At 69.5% G+C, this 15,552-nt stretch carries 16 protein-coding genes and 4 tRNA genes; 15 read left to right on the top strand and 5 right to left on the bottom strand.

The annotated features are described in order from the left end of the window. Window positions 1-99: 99 nt before the first annotated feature. From zapE to AB0N82_RS11190, 4 genes are all read left to right on the top strand, one after another. The gene (gene zapE, locus AB0N82_RS11205) at window positions 100-1,137 is read left to right on the top strand and encodes a cell division protein ZapE (RefSeq protein WP_363391601.1); all 1,038 of its coding nucleotides are present in this window, start codon (window positions 100-102) and stop codon (window positions 1,135-1,137) included. Window positions 1,138-1,303: 166 nt separating this feature from the next. Further along, complete coding sequence (locus AB0N82_RS11200; protein ID WP_315995720.1) at window positions 1,304-2,578, top strand: ammonium transporter; 1,275 nt, start codon at window positions 1,304-1,306, stop codon at window positions 2,576-2,578. A 72-nt stretch (window positions 2,579-2,650) separates the two neighbouring features. Next, complete coding sequence (locus tag AB0N82_RS11195) at window positions 2,651-3,211, top strand: type II toxin-antitoxin system PemK/MazF family toxin (protein WP_363391598.1); 561 nt, start codon at window positions 2,651-2,653, stop codon at window positions 3,209-3,211. Next, window positions 3,208-4,239: a hypothetical protein gene (locus AB0N82_RS11190; protein WP_363391595.1), complete on the top strand. Its 1,032-nt coding sequence runs from the start codon at window positions 3,208-3,210 to the stop codon at window positions 4,237-4,239. Before AB0N82_RS11195 ends, AB0N82_RS11190 begins: the two co-directional genes overlap by 4 nt. 52 nt (window positions 4,240-4,291) lie before the next feature. Here the strand turns inward: AB0N82_RS11190 and AB0N82_RS11185 are convergent. Then, a tRNA-Val gene (locus AB0N82_RS11185) sits at window positions 4,292-4,364 on the bottom strand. A gap of 151 nt (window positions 4,365-4,515) precedes the next feature. On the opposite strand from AB0N82_RS11185, the gene AB0N82_RS11180 reads away from it, so the two are divergent. From AB0N82_RS11180 to AB0N82_RS11170, 3 genes are all read left to right on the top strand, one after another. Beyond that, window positions 4,516-4,588: transfer RNA gene (locus AB0N82_RS11180), tRNA-Gly, on the top strand. A 68-nt stretch (window positions 4,589-4,656) separates the two neighbouring features. Next, window positions 4,657-4,727, top strand: a tRNA-Cys gene (locus AB0N82_RS11175). A gap of 27 nt (window positions 4,728-4,754) precedes the next feature. Next, window positions 4,755-4,826, top strand: a tRNA-Val gene (locus AB0N82_RS11170). A 459-nt stretch (window positions 4,827-5,285) separates the two neighbouring features. Here the strand turns inward: AB0N82_RS11170 and AB0N82_RS11165 are convergent. Beyond that, window positions 5,286-5,468: a hypothetical protein gene (locus AB0N82_RS11165; protein WP_363391592.1), complete on the bottom strand. Its 183-nt coding sequence runs from the start codon at window positions 5,466-5,468 to the stop codon at window positions 5,286-5,288. Window positions 5,469-5,597: 129 nt separating this feature from the next. On the opposite strand from AB0N82_RS11165, the gene AB0N82_RS11160 reads away from it, so the two are divergent. From AB0N82_RS11160 to AB0N82_RS11150, 3 genes are all read left to right on the top strand, one after another. Continuing rightward, on the top strand, window positions 5,598-6,011 hold the full coding sequence (locus AB0N82_RS11160; RefSeq protein ID WP_363391589.1) for a PPOX class F420-dependent oxidoreductase: 414 nt from the start codon (window positions 5,598-5,600) through the stop codon (window positions 6,009-6,011). Between the two features lie 194 nt (window positions 6,012-6,205). Further along, on the top strand, window positions 6,206-6,589 hold the full coding sequence (locus tag AB0N82_RS11155; RefSeq protein WP_315995725.1) for an ATP-dependent DNA ligase: 384 nt from the start codon (window positions 6,206-6,208) through the stop codon (window positions 6,587-6,589). A gap of 41 nt (window positions 6,590-6,630) precedes the next feature. Further along, window positions 6,631-7,023, top strand: coding sequence for a TIGR03618 family F420-dependent PPOX class oxidoreductase (locus tag AB0N82_RS11150; RefSeq protein ID WP_315995726.1), 393 nt, complete (start codon window positions 6,631-6,633; stop codon window positions 7,021-7,023). Between the two features lie 3 nt (window positions 7,024-7,026). Here the strand turns inward: AB0N82_RS11150 and AB0N82_RS11145 are convergent, their stop codons facing one another. Continuing rightward, window positions 7,027-8,178, bottom strand: a complete 1,152-nt coding sequence (locus AB0N82_RS11145) for an SLC13 family permease (RefSeq protein WP_363391586.1) — start codon at window positions 8,176-8,178, stop codon at window positions 7,027-7,029. An 82-nt stretch (window positions 8,179-8,260) separates the two neighbouring features. Here AB0N82_RS11145 and thrS point away from each other — a divergent pair, with 82 nt between their 5' ends. The 3 genes from thrS to AB0N82_RS11130 all read left to right on the top strand — a co-directional run bounded on the left by thrS (window position 8,261) and on the right by AB0N82_RS11130 (window position 11,529). Continuing rightward, entirely contained in the window at window positions 8,261-10,246 is a 1,986-nt protein-coding gene (thrS, locus tag AB0N82_RS11140) for a threonine--tRNA ligase (protein ID WP_363391583.1), read from the top strand. Between the two features lie 107 nt (window positions 10,247-10,353). Continuing rightward, complete coding sequence (locus AB0N82_RS11135; protein ID WP_315995903.1) at window positions 10,354-10,866, top strand: HIT domain-containing protein; 513 nt, start codon at window positions 10,354-10,356, stop codon at window positions 10,864-10,866. Window positions 10,867-10,923: 57 nt separating this feature from the next. Then, on the top strand, window positions 10,924-11,529 hold the full coding sequence (locus AB0N82_RS11130) for a hypothetical protein (RefSeq protein ID WP_363391580.1): 606 nt from the start codon (window positions 10,924-10,926) through the stop codon (window positions 11,527-11,529). 233 nt (window positions 11,530-11,762) lie between these two features. Here the strand turns inward: AB0N82_RS11130 and pdxY are convergent, their stop codons facing one another. Together pdxY and AB0N82_RS11120 are read right to left on the bottom strand one after the other, a co-directional pair. Next, the gene (gene pdxY, locus AB0N82_RS11125) at window positions 11,763-12,614 is read right to left on the bottom strand and encodes a pyridoxal kinase PdxY (RefSeq protein ID WP_363391577.1); all 852 of its coding nucleotides are present in this window, start codon (window positions 12,612-12,614) and stop codon (window positions 11,763-11,765) included. Further along, the gene (locus AB0N82_RS11120) at window positions 12,611-13,951 is read right to left on the bottom strand and encodes an aminotransferase class I/II-fold pyridoxal phosphate-dependent enzyme (protein WP_315995731.1); all 1,341 of its coding nucleotides are present in this window, start codon (window positions 13,949-13,951) and stop codon (window positions 12,611-12,613) included. The genes pdxY and AB0N82_RS11120 overlap by 4 nt, the downstream gene beginning before the upstream one ends. A gap of 97 nt (window positions 13,952-14,048) precedes the next feature. Here AB0N82_RS11120 and pdxS point away from each other — a divergent pair, with 97 nt between their 5' ends. Both pdxS and pdxT read left to right on the top strand, forming a co-directional pair. Continuing rightward, the gene (gene pdxS / locus AB0N82_RS11115; RefSeq protein WP_174799665.1) at window positions 14,049-14,933 is read left to right on the top strand and encodes a pyridoxal 5'-phosphate synthase lyase subunit PdxS; all 885 of its coding nucleotides are present in this window, start codon (window positions 14,049-14,051) and stop codon (window positions 14,931-14,933) included. Next, entirely contained in the window at window positions 14,923-15,543 is a 621-nt protein-coding gene (gene pdxT / locus AB0N82_RS11110; protein WP_363391572.1) for a pyridoxal 5'-phosphate synthase glutaminase subunit PdxT, read from the top strand. The genes pdxS and pdxT overlap by 11 nt, the downstream gene beginning before the upstream one ends. Window positions 15,544-15,552 lie beyond the last annotated feature (9 nt).

The following is a 15,552-nucleotide window of genomic DNA, read 5'->3' as shown; positions in this document are numbered from 1 at the left end:
CGGCAGGAACGGCGGCATAGGGTGGACACCGCACCATCGACCCTAGATCCGCGGCAGGGGGCACGCACCCCTCCCGTAAGACTGCGACACAGGACGGCCATGACCTCTACGCCCGCGACGACCGGCCTCATCCACCTCACCGATCGCGAGCCCGCGGTCACGGGCGCCGAGATGGTGAGTGCACTGGTGCCGCCGCCGCAGTTCGACGGGGCGACGTTCGAGTCGTACCGAGCGGACGACGCGTACCCCTCGCAGCAGGAGGCCAAGGAGCTGCTTCAGGCCTTCGCGGGCAAGCAGTCGGCCCCGGCCAAGAAGGGCGGGTTCTTCCGCCGCGCCGAGAAGACGCCGCCCATCAAGCCCGGGGTCTACCTCGACGGCGGGTTCGGCGTCGGCAAGACGCACCTCCTCGCGTCGATCTACCACGCGATGCCCGCCCGCCGGAAGTACTTCGGCTCCTTCATCGAGTACACCGCCCTCGTGGGCGTGCTCGGCTACGCGAAGGCGGTGGAGCTGTTCCGCGGTTCCGACCTGCTGTGCATCGACGAGTTCGAGCTCGATGACCCGGGCGACACGATGGTCATGACGCGGCTCCTCGGCGAGCTGGTCGCATCCGGAACCCGACTCGCCGCGACCTCGAACACCCCGCCGAACGCGTTGGGCGAAGGTCGCTTCGCGGCGCAGGACTTCCTGCGCGAGATCCAGTCGATGTCCGACAGCTTCCGCACGATCCGCATCGACGGCACCGACTTCCGCCAGCGCGCCATCGACGGTGAGGCGAAAGCGCTCTCCGGCGACGAGTACCGGACAGCGCTGGATGCCGCGGCCTCCGGCTCGGTGGCCTCCGACGACGCGTTCACCGACCTCGTCGGGCATCTGGCTCGGGTGCACCCGTCGCGCTTCATCCGCCTGATCGACGGCGTCGACGTCATCGGTCTGCGCGATGTCGAGGTGCTGCACGACCAGTCGGCCGCCCTTCGCCTGGTGGCCTTCGTCGACCGCGCCTACGACGCCCAGATCCCGATCCGCGCCACGGGGGTCGCGCTCAACTCGGTGTTCGGCGACGAGATGCTCGCCGGGGGATACCGGAAGAAGTACCTCCGCGCGGTGTCGCGCCTGGTCGCGCTGACGCACTCCTGAACCCGGTTCATCAGCGCCTCCCATCGGCGCGAAACGCGATGTTTACCGGAGGGCCGCGCCTGTAACCTTCGCGAAACACGGGGCGGACGGCGGTGGTAACCGCGACTGGGAACACTGAGGGGACCCGACGCTTTACCTGCGTCCCTGCAGAGAGGTTTCCTCCGAGATGGATCAAGGCAACACCGCATTCATCCTGATAGCAGCGGCACTCGTGCTGCTCATGACGCCAGGACTCGCGTTCTTCTACGGCGGCCTGGTCAAGGCCAAGAGCGTCATCAGCATGATGATGATGAGCTTCGGCGCCATGGGCCTCATGGGGGTCCTCTGGGTGCTCTACGGCTACTCGATCGCGTTCCCGACCACGGCTGAGGGCACCACCCAGTTCCCGTGGGCGATCGACCCCAGCAACTTCAGCCTCGCCGGCGTCCTCGAGACGCCCGAGGGCGCGGCCTACCCGCCGCTCGCCTTCGTCGCGTTCCAGGCCACCTTCGCCATCATCACCGTCGCCCTGGTCTCGGGTGCCATCGCCGACCGCGCCAAGTTCGGCGCGTGGATGATCTTCGCCGGCATCTGGGCCACCGTGGTGTACTTCCCGGTCGCCAGCTGGGTGTTCAACTTCGGCCTCGCCGACGACGCGTCGTTCTCGTACGGCGGCTGGATCACGCACGGTCTGCAGGACGTCTTCGGCGTCGGCGCGATCGACTTCGCCGGTGGAACCGCTGTGCACATCAACGCCGGTGCCGCCGCCCTGGCCCTCGCTCTGGTGCTCGGCAAGCGCGTCGGCTTCCAGAAGGGCGCCCACGTCCCCCACAACCCGCCGTTCGTACTGCTGGGCGCCGGTCTGCTGTGGTTCGGTTGGTTCGGCTTCAACGCCGGCTCCGAGCTCGCCGCCGACGGCACCGCCGCGCTGGCCTTCGTCAACACCATCGCCGCCCCGGCCGCAGCTCTCCTGGCCTGGCTGATCGTCGAGAAGATCAAGGACGGCAAGCCCACCTCGGTCGGCGCCGCCTCCGGTGCCGTCGCGGGTCTGGTCGCCATCACGCCCGCCTGCGCCGCCCTCACGCCGTTCTGGGCCATCGTCCTGGGTCTGCTCGCCGGTGCGGTCTGCGCCCTGGCCATCGAGCTGAAGTTCAAGCTCGGCTTCGACGACTCGCTCGACGTGGTCGGCATCCACCTCGTCGGCGGTCTGATCGGAACCCTGTACCTGGGCATCTTCGCCACGGGCACGGGCCTCATCAACAGCGGTTCGTTCAACCAGCTGATCGTCCAGGCGATCGCGGCCCTCGCGGTGCTCGTGTACTCGTTCGTGCTCGCCTTCGTCATCGGCTTCGCGATCGAGAAGACGATCGGCTTCCGCGTGAAGAACGAGGACGAGATCGCCGGTATCGACACCGTCGTCCACGGAGAAGAGGGCTACGTGCTCTCCGACGTGCGCGGCTGAGTCCGCTTCACCCCGAGCGGGGCGCCACCGATTCGTCGGCGGCGCCCCGTTCCGCGTGTCTAGGGTGGGCCCATGGGAACGACTTCTCGCGTGCTGTCGGCGCTGCTCGGCCTCTTCCGGTCCGGATCCGCGCCCGCCACCCCCGCCCGCCCCCCGCGCCCGGCCACGGCCCCTACACGGCGCCCAGCGAGCCCCTCACGGCCCGCCACCGCCTCGACCGCGCCCGCAGGCACCGAGACCGTCGAGATCGATCCTCCGCGGCGCCTGACGCTGTCGTACGCCCCGGAGCGCGACGACGCACCCGACGGGGGAGAGATCATCTGGACGTGGGTGCCCTACGAGGAGCGGGACGGCCGCGGAAAAGACCGCCCCGTGCTCGTCCTCGGCAGAGCGGATACCACCCGGTCCTACGCCGTGCGCCTGACGAGCAAGCCGCACGACGGCGACCGCCAGTACCTGTCGCTCGGCACGGGGGAGTGGGACCCGCAGCGCCGACCGTCGTGGGTCGACGTGGAGCAGGTGTACCTCGTACACGACGCGGGCATGCGCCGCGAGGCGGCCGCCCTCGACCGGAAGCGCTTCGACGCCGTCGCGGCAGCCCTGCAGAAGCGGTACGGGTGGTCGCGGGCGTGAGCGAGATGCTCCTCGATGGACCGAGGGGACGTCGACTGTGTCTCGAGTACGCGTGTCGCGATCCGCGGCTCGCCCACCTCGTGAGCTCCTACGCCTTCCACCATCGGGACGAGCGGTCCACGGTCATCGCGTTCGACGATGGGGAGCGGGCACCGATCCCCGACCCCGGCGTGGGCGACATCGCCGACGTGCTGGCCGCGGCGTCCGCGGCTCCGCTCGACGACGTCGCCCTCGCAGCCGCGCTGCGCGCGACGGTCGATGTCGCGCGGTACTGGCAGGAGCCCGACACCCTCGACGGGCTCTGCTTCGATCCACGCGTCATCGGAGCGCTGAGCCCGCTCGCCCGCGACCTCCTCCGCCACGCGGGGGGCCGGTGGAACCGCGAGCGGAACGAAGAGCAATGGGCCGTGCAGTGGCGGCGGCCCGAGGCGACCGGGCCTCTCGCCCACGACGCCGCCAGCGCGCTCGCGGCGTGGGACGCCGGCATGCGCGCTCTGGAGGAGAGCGCGCGTGAGGAGTGGCCGAGCGATCCGACGGCCCGCCTGTCGGGCGAGTGGTGGTCGGTGCCCGTGCGGCTGCTGTCGACGCGAGGGAGCGTCGACGCGGCGCTCGACCTCGTCGAGGACTCCCTCGGCGAGGAGGTCGCGACGGTGGTCCCGGTCGTGGGATCGGGGCGCACGCTCGAGATCCGCGGCGCCGCGGACTGGGCGGCGCTCTGCCGGCGGTACCCCGTCGAGGTGACGGCCTCGCGCCGGCACGACTGGTTCCGCACGACGGGGCGCGACGGGCGCTGGCTCGTACCCGACTGGGGCCGCGTCGCCCACGAGTGGGAGGCCGTGCACCTGACCACCCTCGGCTACCTCGCCGGCGCCACACGAGCCATCACCGTCGACGACGAGTACGCGAGCGTCATCGCGGGATGGGAACCGGATTCGACGATCTGGCTCGCTGATGCGGTGGTCGAGAACGGTGATCGACAGGAGTGGAGACGCGATCATCCGGATGCCGCGTGGACGCGGGTCGCGTGAGTCGACACCCCGGGAACGACGAAGGCCCCCGGATGACCGGGGGCCTTTTCGGTGGGCGATACCAGACTCGAACTGATGACCTCTTCCGTGTGAAGGAAGCGCGCTACCAACTGCGCCAATCGCCCGCATCCCGAACGGGACTCATCGATCGTACCGGATGCCGAGAGGTGCTCCCGACCATTCCGGGAGACACGCGCGGGGCGCACCTCGTTTTGCGCGCGCGCTCAGATCGGGTAATGTCTTACGAGTGCTCGGGGCAAGCCCCGGGAACGAAATGCGGATGTAGCGCAGTTGGTAGCGCACAACCTTGCCAAGGTTGGGGTCGCGAGTTCGAGTCTCGTCATCCGCTCGAGTGGAGGGAACTGTCATCAGCACGGCTGATAAACAGATCACGACACGTGGGTCGAACCACATCACGGTGGCGTGGCCGAGCGGCTAGGCACCGGCCTGCAAAGCCGTTTACACGGGTTCGAATCCCGTCGCCACCTCAACTCACAAAAGAACAGCCTGTATAGGCGCGATTGGCGCAGCGGTAGCGCGCTTCCCTGACACGGAAGAGGTCACTGGTTCGATCCCAGTATCGCGCACCGAATAAAACCCCCGGTTCGCCCGGGGGTTTTTTCGTTCGCGCGGCGGGGGATGAGGAGCCGGCATCCCGGGCGCCTGTTCGCGCGAAGAGACAGCCCTGCCGAATCAGGTCGAGCGTGGCCGGCGCCGTCGTCGCGATCTTCGCGCGAGGAAAGTGCTCGCCGCCTCACGTGCGAGCTCCTGACGGGTGGGCGGATCGGCGTCACCGTGCCGAAGCCGTCTTCGAGTTCCTCATCGCTGAGGAACTCGTCCACCGGCGATGGCATCCCGGGCGAACCGGGGGAGTGGTCGTTCCCGCCGCCAGTAAGGGGGGCTGCGGAGTGCCTGGCGGCGGGAACGACACGACGCTAACCCATGTCCACCGAAAGGGGGACACGAATCCACCGGTCTTGCGGCACCGTTGCGCATTCCTTGCGCCGGCGTTGAGGTTCGGCATAGTCGCCGCACAGGCGGGTCGATCAGATCACGTCGAGGCTCTCGAGATATTGCGCCACTCGCTCCTCGTCGACGACGTCCAGCGGCTGGCCGTTCACCCGGCGGACGGATGCCAAGGTCGTCATCGACTCGTTCGTCAATCCGAACCGGTACGTCTCCAGCGACACGACCACAGGCCCCACCTGCGGGACGTCATAGCTCCCCATGACCGCGAGCGTAGGGGCGCGGGAACACCACATGGAAGCGCTCCCATGAACAGTCTTCGCAATTTGGCCGCCCTCCGGCGTCTCGCGCAACCCCCGAGTGGGCTGTTCGAACCTCGCTAGCGTGGAACCATGACGGTCCCCGACACCCACTGGCGTGAGATCGCCTCGTCGCCCTTCGTCTCGCTCGGCACCTTTCGAAAGAACGGCGCACTCGCGGCGGTGCCGGTATGGATCGCCCGCGACGGCGACGAACTCGTCGTCACCAGCGAGCGGTCCACGGGGAAGGTCAAGCGCCTGCGCAACGATTCGCGGGTCGTCCTGCGCCCCTGCAGCCGCATGGGGTCCATCGACCCGGATGCCATCACCGTCGAGGCGCATGCGCGCATCGCGGGGCCCGCGACCGACGATGACCGGGCCGATCGCGCCCTGCGCCGGAAGTACGGCCTGCAGTTCCGCATCATCCTCGGCGTCGAGGCGCTGGTCCGGCGCATCCAGCGCAAGCCCGGTGATCGGGTGATCCTGCGCATCTCGCGCGCCGGCTGACGTTCGGCATCCGTCCGGGATGGACGCATCGCGCGAACCACTAGCCCCGTAGCGACGGAGGAACAAGGGGGTTTGCGCCGGACGGCTGGATGGGGGACAGTGCACGAAGAGACGGCGATGGAACCCCGGCCATCAGCGTTCGACTTCTCGCCGAGAGATGCGCACTCCGGGGCGACGATCGCCGGGGGGTCATCATGGGCAAATTCATCTACGACGGCGACGTCAAAGTCGATTTCGAGGACCGTCTCCTTGCGCACCTCCAGGCGGTGATCATGGCCAAGGTGCGTCGCGGGGAGTCCTTCCCCTTCACCTGGAAGGACGACATCAGCACGGGCGGAGGACGGACGACGGTGTACATCCACCCCAACGTCTCCCTGGTGTTCAAGTACCACGGCAGCCGGACGCCGCAGCTGAGCCCGGCATGGCTGCACGCGCTCACCTACAACGCCAACTCCGGGCGGGGCCTCTACGTCATCCCCGAACCCGACGAGTTCTCTCCGCGCGAGAGCCTGCAGCGGGAGGAGATGGTCTTCCGCGAGGTGCCGAACGAGCAGGCCCCCGCCCCCGCGCAGTCCTGAGAACGGGAATGCTCGGCGGTCGCGCGGCGGTTACGACTCGCATGACCTCCTGGACCGATGCGAAGCCCTTCTTCGAGACGAACGCCGTCGCCCACCTTTCCACCCTCATGGCGGACGGCTCTCCTCACGGGATCCCGCTGTGGGTGGGTGTCGACGGGGAGCGTCTCATGATCTTCACCGAGGTGGACACGCTCAAAGACCGCAACATCCGGCGTGATCCCCGCGTCGCCATCTCGGTGACCGGCACGGACAACCCCTACGCCATGGCGTTCGTGCGCGGCGAGGCGGTCGAACGCATCGACGGCGAGGACGCGCTGCCGTACGTCGACCGCATCTCGACCCTTTATACGGGTGAACCGTACGGCCTTCGCGACGGCCTCGCCGTGTGGTTCATCGAGCCGCGCAAGGCGTGGTCGCGCACCTACGAGGACTGACCCTCAGAGCGCGAGCGGCAGGACCCCGAGCAGCAGGATCAGGGGGGCGATCACGGCGCCGAGCACGATGAAGCGACTCCAGCGCACCTCGACACCCGCCGCCACGAGCCGGTCGTGCCACAGCAGCGTCGCGAGCGACGCCCATGGCGTGACGATCGGCCCGGCGTTGACGCCGATCAGCAGCGCCGCCAGACGCACGGGGGAGCCCGCGACGGATTCCAGCGCGAGGTACGCGGGCAGGTTGTTGATGCCGTTGGCCACGAGCGCCCCGACTCCGGCGAGCTGCCAGAGCGACCCCAGGTCGTCGCCCGTGCCCGCGAGCACCGAGGTGACCCGTCCGATGCCGAGGGCCTCGAGGGCTCCGACCGCAAGGAACAGCCCGCCGGCGAACACGAGCAACGACCAGGGCACCAGCCGGATGCCGAGGCTCTTCGGCGCGCGCAGGGCGAACGCGACGACCAGCACGACGGCAGCGGCGACCGCCGGCATCCACGGTTCGAGACCGACCACGAGCAGCGGCAAGAGCGCCACCGTGACGATGCCCGCCACGCGCAGGAGAACGGGGTCCGAGACGGTGGGGGCGGCGGCATCCGGGTAGGTCCGGGGGAGACGGCGGAGGAAGACGACCGTCAGCACCACCACCGACACCGCGATCGCGATGACCGCGGAGGGACCGAGCAGGGCCAGGAACGCCACCGGATCGTGTCCCCCGCCGAGGGCCTCGGATGCCAACAGGTTGGTGAGGTTCGACACGGGCAGCACGAGCGAGGCGGTGTTCGCGAGCACCACGGTCACGAAGGCGAACGGCAGAGGATCCATCCTGCGTGCGACCGCCATGGCCACCACGACGGGTGTCAGCAGCACCGCGGTCGTGTCGAGGGAGAGGAAGGCGGTCGCCACGGTCGCGAGCAGCACGACGAGAGCCCACAACAGGGCGGTACGTCCTCGCGCGATCTTCGCCAGACGCGCCGCGACCACGTCGAAGAGCCCCGCTTTGGACGCCAGTTCCGCCACGATCGTCACGGCGACGACGAAGAGCAGGATCGGCCACACGCGATCGGCGACGGCGAGGGCGTCGGCGGCGGGGAAGGCGCCGGTGAGCAGCGCGATGATCCCGAGGATCCAGAGCACGCCGCCGATGATGGCCAGAGTCACCGCTCCACTATGGGGCACGTCCGGTGCGATCGAGGCCACGCCCGCCCGGTAGCCTGGAACAGACCCCTTCAGGAGATGTTCTGTGACTGATTTCCCCGCCGATGGCTTCGCCCTCTTCCCCGACCGCTCGGTCGTCGCCCTGCGCGTGAACGGGGAGCTGAAAGACCTGGCCACGACCGTGACGGCCGACGATCAGGTCGAGCCGGTCACCATCGACAGCGCCGACGGTCTCTCGATCCTGCGCCACTCGACGGCGCACGTGCTCGCGCAGGCCGTCCAGCGTGTCAAGCCCCAGGCCAACCTCGGCATCGGGCCGCCGGTCACCGACGGCTTCTACTACGACTTCCAGGTCGACGAGCCCTTCACCCCCGAGGACCTGAAGGTCATCAAGAAGGAGATGGAGCGCATCGTCCGCGAGAACCAGCGGTTCGTGCGCCGCGTCGTCTCCGACGACGAGGCTCGCGCCGAGCTCGCCGACGAGCCGTTCAAGCTCGAGCTGATCGGGCTGAAGGGCGGGTCCGCCGAGGCCGCCGAGGGCGCGTCCGTCGAGGTCGGCGCCGGCGAACTGACGATCTACGACAACGTCACACGCGACGGCGAGACCGCGTGGAAAGACCTGTGCCGCGGACCCCACGTGCCCGGCACCCGTCTGATCGGCAACGGCTGGGACCTCACGCGTATCGCCGGCGCCTACTGGCGCGGTAGTGAGAAGAACCCCCAGCTGCAGCGCATCTACGGCACCGCGTGGCCCACGAAAGACGAGCTGCGCGCGTACCAGCATCGCCTCGAGGAAGCCGCGAAGCGCGACCACCGCAAGCTCGGCAAGGAGCTCGACCTCTTCTCGTTCCCCGATGAGATCGGTCCGGGACTCTCGGTGTTCCACCCCAAGGGCGGCATCATCCGCTACGAGATCGAGCGTTACATGCGCGAGCGCCTGCTCGCGAGCGGGTACGAGGTCGTCAACACCCCGCACATCACCAAGGGCGACCTGTTCATGACGAGCGGGCACCTGCAGTGGTACGCGGACGGCATGTACCCCCCGATGGTCCTCGACGAGGTCGTGGATGCCGACGGGCACGTCTCGCGGGAGGGCCAGGAGTACTACCTCAAGCCCATGAACTGCCCGTTCCACAATCTGATCTTCCGCTCGCGCGGACGCAGCTACCGCGAGCTCCCCCTGCGCCTCAGCGAGTTCGGGTCGGTCTACCGCTACGAGAAGAGCGGGACCCTGTCGGGCCTCACGCGTGTGCGCGGCATGACCCAGGACGACACGCACATTTACGTCACGGCCGATCAGGTGAAGGACGAGCTGACCCACAGCCTCGACTTCGTGCTGCAGACGCTCCGCGACTACGGTCTCAACGACTTCTACCTCGAGCTGTCGACCAAGGAGGACGGCAACCCGAAGTTCATCGGCGACGACGCCCTCTGGACCGAGGCGACCGAGACCCTCCGCGAGGTCGCCGAGGCCTCCGGACTCGAGCTCGTTCCCGACCCGGGCGGGGCGGCGTTCTACGGACCGAAGATCTCGGTGCAGGCTCGAGACGCGATCGGCCGCACGTGGCAGATGTCGACGATCCAGCTCGACTTCAACCAGCCGGAGCGCTTCGAGCTCGAGTACACGGGCCCCGACGGCGAGAAGCACCGTCCTGTCATGATCCACCGCGCGCTGTTCGGGTCGGTCGAGCGCTTCTTCGCCATTCTGCTCGAGCACTACGCCGGGGCCTTCCCCGTGTGGCTCGCGCCGGTGCAGGTCGTGGCCGTGCCCGTCGCCGCCGAGTACGGCGACTACCTGCAGGGCATCGTCGCCGACCTCAAGACCAAGGGCGTGCGCGCCGAGGCCGACCACAGCGACGACCGCATGCAGAAGAAGATCCGCACCCACACCACGCAGAAGGTGCCGCTCATGCTGATCGCCGGCGAGCAGGACCGCTCCAACGGCACGGTGTCGTTCCGGTTCCGTGACGGCACGCAGCTCAACGGCATCCCGGTCGACGAGGCCGTGGCGCGGATCACCGACGCGATCTCCGACCGCACGCTCGTCAACACCGCCGAGGACCTGGCATGACGGACGATCCGGATGCCGCCGCGGCGGGCCCGTCGCCGGTGACCGGCGAGACGGCCCCCGTCGGCGGGTCCGGATCTCCGACGACCGACGCTGAGCTCGTCGACGCGATGACCCTGCCCGGCGTTCCCGACGAGTTCCAGCGCCTGTGGACTCCGCACCGCATGGCGTACATCTCCGCGGGGCGGGAACCGATGGAGCAGAACTGTCCGTTCTGCGCGGCGCCGGACAAGAGCGATGAAGACGGGCTGATCGTCGCGCGCGGGAAGACCGCGTACGTGCTTCTGAACCTCTTCCCCTACAACTCGGGGCATCTGCTCGTGTGCCCGTACCGTCACATCGCCACGTACGATCAGGCGACCGACGAAGAGGTGGCCGAGATCGGTGCCCTCACCCAGCGCGGAATGCGGGTCCTGCGGGCGGTGTCGAACTGCGACGGTTTCAACCTGGGGATGAATCAGGGAGCGATCGCGGGGGCCGGGGTGGACGCTCACCTGCACCAGCACATCGTTCCGCGGTGGGCGTCGGATGCCAATTTCTTCCCCATCATCGCCAAGACGAAGGCGCTGCCGCAGTTGCTCGGCGACGTGCGTCGGACGGTGTCGGAGGCCTGGAACGCCTGAACCGGCGTCATCCACAACCCCGCTCGGCGCGGGCGGCCGCCTGGTTATGGTGTTCCGATGAACGCTCGGACTCGCCCCTTCGTGCTCACGCTGACACTGACCGCCGTCGTCGTGGCGACAACCGCGTGCCTTCCGCTTCCGAGCCCGCTCGACCGCGGAGAAGCCGGTGAGGTGTCCGCGGCGACCCCCACCGCGGCGCAGCCGTCCACGCCCGGCGACGAAGCGACCGCCGATCCTGACGACTTCGCCGACGTCTTCGCCGAGCGGGACGAGTTCTTCCGCGCGCAGCAGCTGCCGATGGATGGCACGCCGCTGGTCGCGGTGACACCGGCTCAGCAGGACTTCATCGCGCAGCAGCGCGCGTACGTCGAACAGCAGGGGCTCGAGTGGACGGCATCCGATGAGAATCTCGCCCTCGCCCTCGCGGGCGACGCGTGCGAGACCGCGATCCTGAGCCGTCATCAGGTGGACTCGTCGACGCTCATCGCCCACGTGACAACGTCGCCGCTGTTCGCTCAGCTCATCCCCGCCGAGCTCGACGGCGACGCCCGCACGCAGGCGGAGGCCCCGATCGCGAGCGTGATGGTCTTCGGGACGACGTTCCTCTGTCCCGACGACGGTACGCAGTGGGTGACCGCGTACCGCGAGGTGTACGGGGGCTGAGGCCTCGCCGCCCCGCGGCTCGCAGGTCGGGCTCGGTCCCTTCGACAGGCTCAGCGACATCCGCTTGCGCAGGTCACGCACGCGGGTCGGCGCCTTCGACAGGCTCAGGGGCTCCGCTCGCGCGGGTCGCGCACACGGATCGGCGCCTTCGACGGGCTCAGAGGACTCGACGGGCCGACGAGAGCAGAACCGGTGGCCGAGCCCGTCGAAGCGGCAGGGCCGTCGCCGGGGTGCTAGCGCACCTGGCGCACGGCGAACTGCAGGCGCGGGTGGGCGTAGGCCTCTTGCGACTCGACGAGACGCAGCTCGCGCGAGCCCGACTCGTACGTGTTCGACAGCAGGTCGAAGACGCTCGACGCGGTGCGGGCCAACGCGTCGGCCGCATCGCCGGAGCGGCGGTAGTGCGCGGTGAAGAGCGCCGCGGTCACGTCGCCAGAGCCGTTCGCCTTCATGGGGATGAGGGGGGTCTGCACGATCCAGGCGCCGGCATCGTCGATCACCATCATCTCGATGGTGTCGGCCTCCCGGTCGGGGCGCTCGACGCTCGTGACCAGGACCGTGCGCGGGCCGCGCTCGCGCACGAGATCGGCGGATGCCAGGGTCGAATCGATGCTCCCGGGCTCGGTGCCGGTGAGGAAGCCGAGCTCGAACTGATTGGGCGTGATGATGTCGGCCACGGGCACCACGCGCTCGCGCAGCAGCTCGGGGATGGCCGGAGCGACGAAGCACCCCGACTTGGCGTTGCCCATCACGGGGTCGCAGGCGTAGACGGCATCCGGGTTGGCCTTCTTCACACGCGAGACGGCGTCGATGATGACGTCTCCGATGCCCTCTCCGCCCTGGTAGCCCGAGAGCACCACGTCGATCTCGGGGAAGACACCGCGGTCCTCGATGCCGGCGATCACGGCGGCGACGTCGTCGGGCGAGATGAGCGGTCCGCGCCACGCGCCGTAACCGGTGTGGTTCGAGAAGTTCACCGTGTACACGGGCAGCACCTCGACGCCGATGCGCTGGAGGGGGAAGACGGCGGCGGAGTTGCCGACGTGCCCGTACGCGACGGCGGACTGGATCGAGAGAACCTTCATGCCTCGATCCTTCCACTTCCCGCGTCCGCGCGGAGCACCCGGCACGCACGCGCGAGATCGTCGGCCAGGGTGCGCGCCGAGGCCTCGTCGAGGTCGTGCACGGTCAACCGCAGGAACGCGCCGTGGTCGCCGTCGCCGAGGAAGAACGGGTCGCCCTCGCGCACCAGCCACCCGCGGCGCATGAGGTCCTCGCGGACGCGGGCAGCGGCGACCGGGAGCGGCACCCAAAGGTTGAGACCGTCGCCGGGGGAGACGGGGACCCCTCTCTCGGTGAGCGCGCGGGCGAAAGCGGCGTTGCGCTCGGCATAGTGCACGGCGGCACGTTCGATCCCGGCGCGCACCCCCTCATCGGTGACGAGCGCCAGGGTCAGTCGCTGGAGGATGTGGCTCACCCACGTCGTGCCGGGGGTGAGCCGCACCGCGAGACCGTCGGCGGTGTCGGCATCGGATGCCGTGACGGCCAGGCACGTGTCGGGTCCGAGGAACTTCGACATCGAGCGGATGCGCGCCCACCGCCGCTGCGCGGGGCCGATCACTGTGTGCAGCGGCGCGCGCGACAGCAGGGAGAAGTGGTCGTCTTCGATGACGAGCACGTACGGATGCTCGGCGAGCACCGCACGCAGCGCCGCGGCCCGGTCGGCGGTCAGGCTCGCCCCGGTGGGGTTGTGCGCGCGCGGGGTGACGACGACCGCGCGGATGCCGGCGGCCAGCGCCGCGCGGAGTCCCTCGACGGTCATGCCCTCGGCATCCACCGGGACGGGTACCGCGCGATAACCGCCGGTGCGCACGGTGTGCAGCGCCGAGAGGAAGCACGGGTCCTCGAGCGCCACCGCGTCGTCGCGTTGCAGCGCCTGCGCGAGCAGCCGCTCGATCGCATCACTCGCGCCGCTGGTGACGGTGATGCGCGTGTCGTCGTGGGGGAGCTGATCGGTCATCCACTGACGCGCCCACGCCTCGAGTCCGGGGTCGATGACCGGCTCGCCGTAGAGCACGGGACGCGCGGAGCGGGCGAGGGCCGCGGTCGGGTCGGGGATGAGGGCGGGATCGGGATTGCCCGTGCCGACGTCGCGCAGCACGGTGTCGGGCGCGTAGCCCTCCTGGGCCACGGCGGCGCGGTCGGCCACCCGGGTGCCGCCTCGACCGCGCGCCTCGACGAGCCCCGCCTGCGCGAGCTGGCGATACGCCGCCACGACGGTGTTGCGGTTCACGCCCAGCTCGGCCGCGAGCGTGCGGACGGGAGGGAGAAGCGTGCCCGGGGGCAGCTCGCCGCGTTCGATGCGCGTGCGGAGCCCGGCGGCGATCTCGGATGCCGAGCGCCCGGTGATGTCGATGGTCATGTGCCCCCCGGAGTCGACGTCCAGCCTATGTCCTGAGCCATGCTACGGTTTGGCCTAAGCCAATAGATCGCGCCCCGAAGCGCGGAACGGAGCAGTCATGACCGACACCGGAACCTCCCGCGTCAAGCGGGGACTCGCCGAGATGCTCAAGGGCGGCGTCATCATGGACGTCGTCACCGCCGAGCAGGCCCGCATCGCCGAAGACGCGGGCGCGGTCGCCGTGATGGCGCTCGAGCGCGTGCCCGCCGACATCCGCGCCCAGGGCGGCGTGGCGCGCATGAGCGACCCCGACCTGATCGACGACATCATCGCTTCGGTGTCGATCCCCGTCATGGCCAAGGCGCGCATCGGCCACTTCGTCGAGGCGCAGATCCTGCAGGAGCTCGGCGTCGACTACATCGACGAGTCCGAGGTGCTCTCGCCCGCCGACTACGTCAACCACATCGACAAGTGGAACTTCACCGTGCCGTTCGTGTGCGGCGCGACCAACCTCGGCGAGGCGCTCCGGCGCATCACCGAGGGCGCGGCGATGATCCGGTCCAAGGGCGAGGCCGGCACGGGAGACGTGTCGGAGGCGACGAAGCACATCCGCACGATCCGCTCGGAGATCAACGCCCTGCGCGCGAAGACCAAGGACGAGCTCTACGTCGCGGCGAAGGAGCTGCAGGCCCCGTACGACCTCGTCGCCGAGATCGCGGAGACCGGCGAGCTGCCCGTCGTGCTCTTCACCGCCGGGGGAGTGGCGACTCCCGCCGACGCCGCCATGATGATGCAGCTCGGCGCCGACGGCGTGTTCGTGGGCTCGGGCATCTTCAAGTCGGGCAACCCCGCCCAGCGCGCCGCGGCGATCGTCAAGGCGACCACGTTCCACGACGACCCGAAGATCGTGGCGGAGGCGTCGCGGGGACTCGGCGAGGCGATGGTCGGCATCAACGTCGCCGACCTCCCCGCCCCCCACCGCCTGGCCGAGCGTGGCTGGTAACGGTCCCCGCGTCGGCGTCCTCGCCCTGCAGGGCGATGTGCGCGAGCACCTCGCCGTGCTGACCACCCTCGGAGCCGACGCGCAGCCCGTGCGTCGGCCCGAGGAGCTCGCCGCCGTGGAGGGCCTCGTGCTCCCCGGCGGCGAGTCGAGCGTCATCGACAAGCTCGCGCGCACCTTCGGCCTGTTCGACCCGATCCGCCAGGCGATCACCGACGGGATGCCGATGTACGGCACCTGCGCCGGGCTCATCCTCCTCGCCGACCGCATCGACGGCGCCATCGCCGGCCAGCGCACCTTCGGCGGAATCGACGCGCGGGTGGCCCGCAACGCCTTCGGCTCCCAGACGCAGTCCTTCGAGACCGACCTCGAGGTGCCCGCGCTCGGCAGTCCGCCGGTGCACGCGGTGTTCATCCGCGCGCCCGCGGTCGTGGAGTGGGGCCCGGATGCCGAGCCCCTGGCATCCCTCCCCGATGGGCGCGTCGTGGCGATCGAGCAGGGGTCGCTGCTCGGAACGGCGTTCCATCCGGAGTCGACGGGGGAGACGCGCTTCCACGAACGGTTCCTGCACCGCGTGCGCAACCGACGCGGCGCAGGCCGTGTCGCACCGTAAACTGGAGCA

The sequence above is a fragment of the Microbacterium sp. NPDC089186 genome, assembly GCF_040685115.1.
Lineage (GTDB): Bacteria > Actinomycetota > Actinomycetes > Actinomycetales > Microbacteriaceae > Microbacterium > Microbacterium galbum.
Note: the sequence above shows the minus strand (reverse complement) of the source record. Positions and strands in the feature narration are given on the sequence as shown.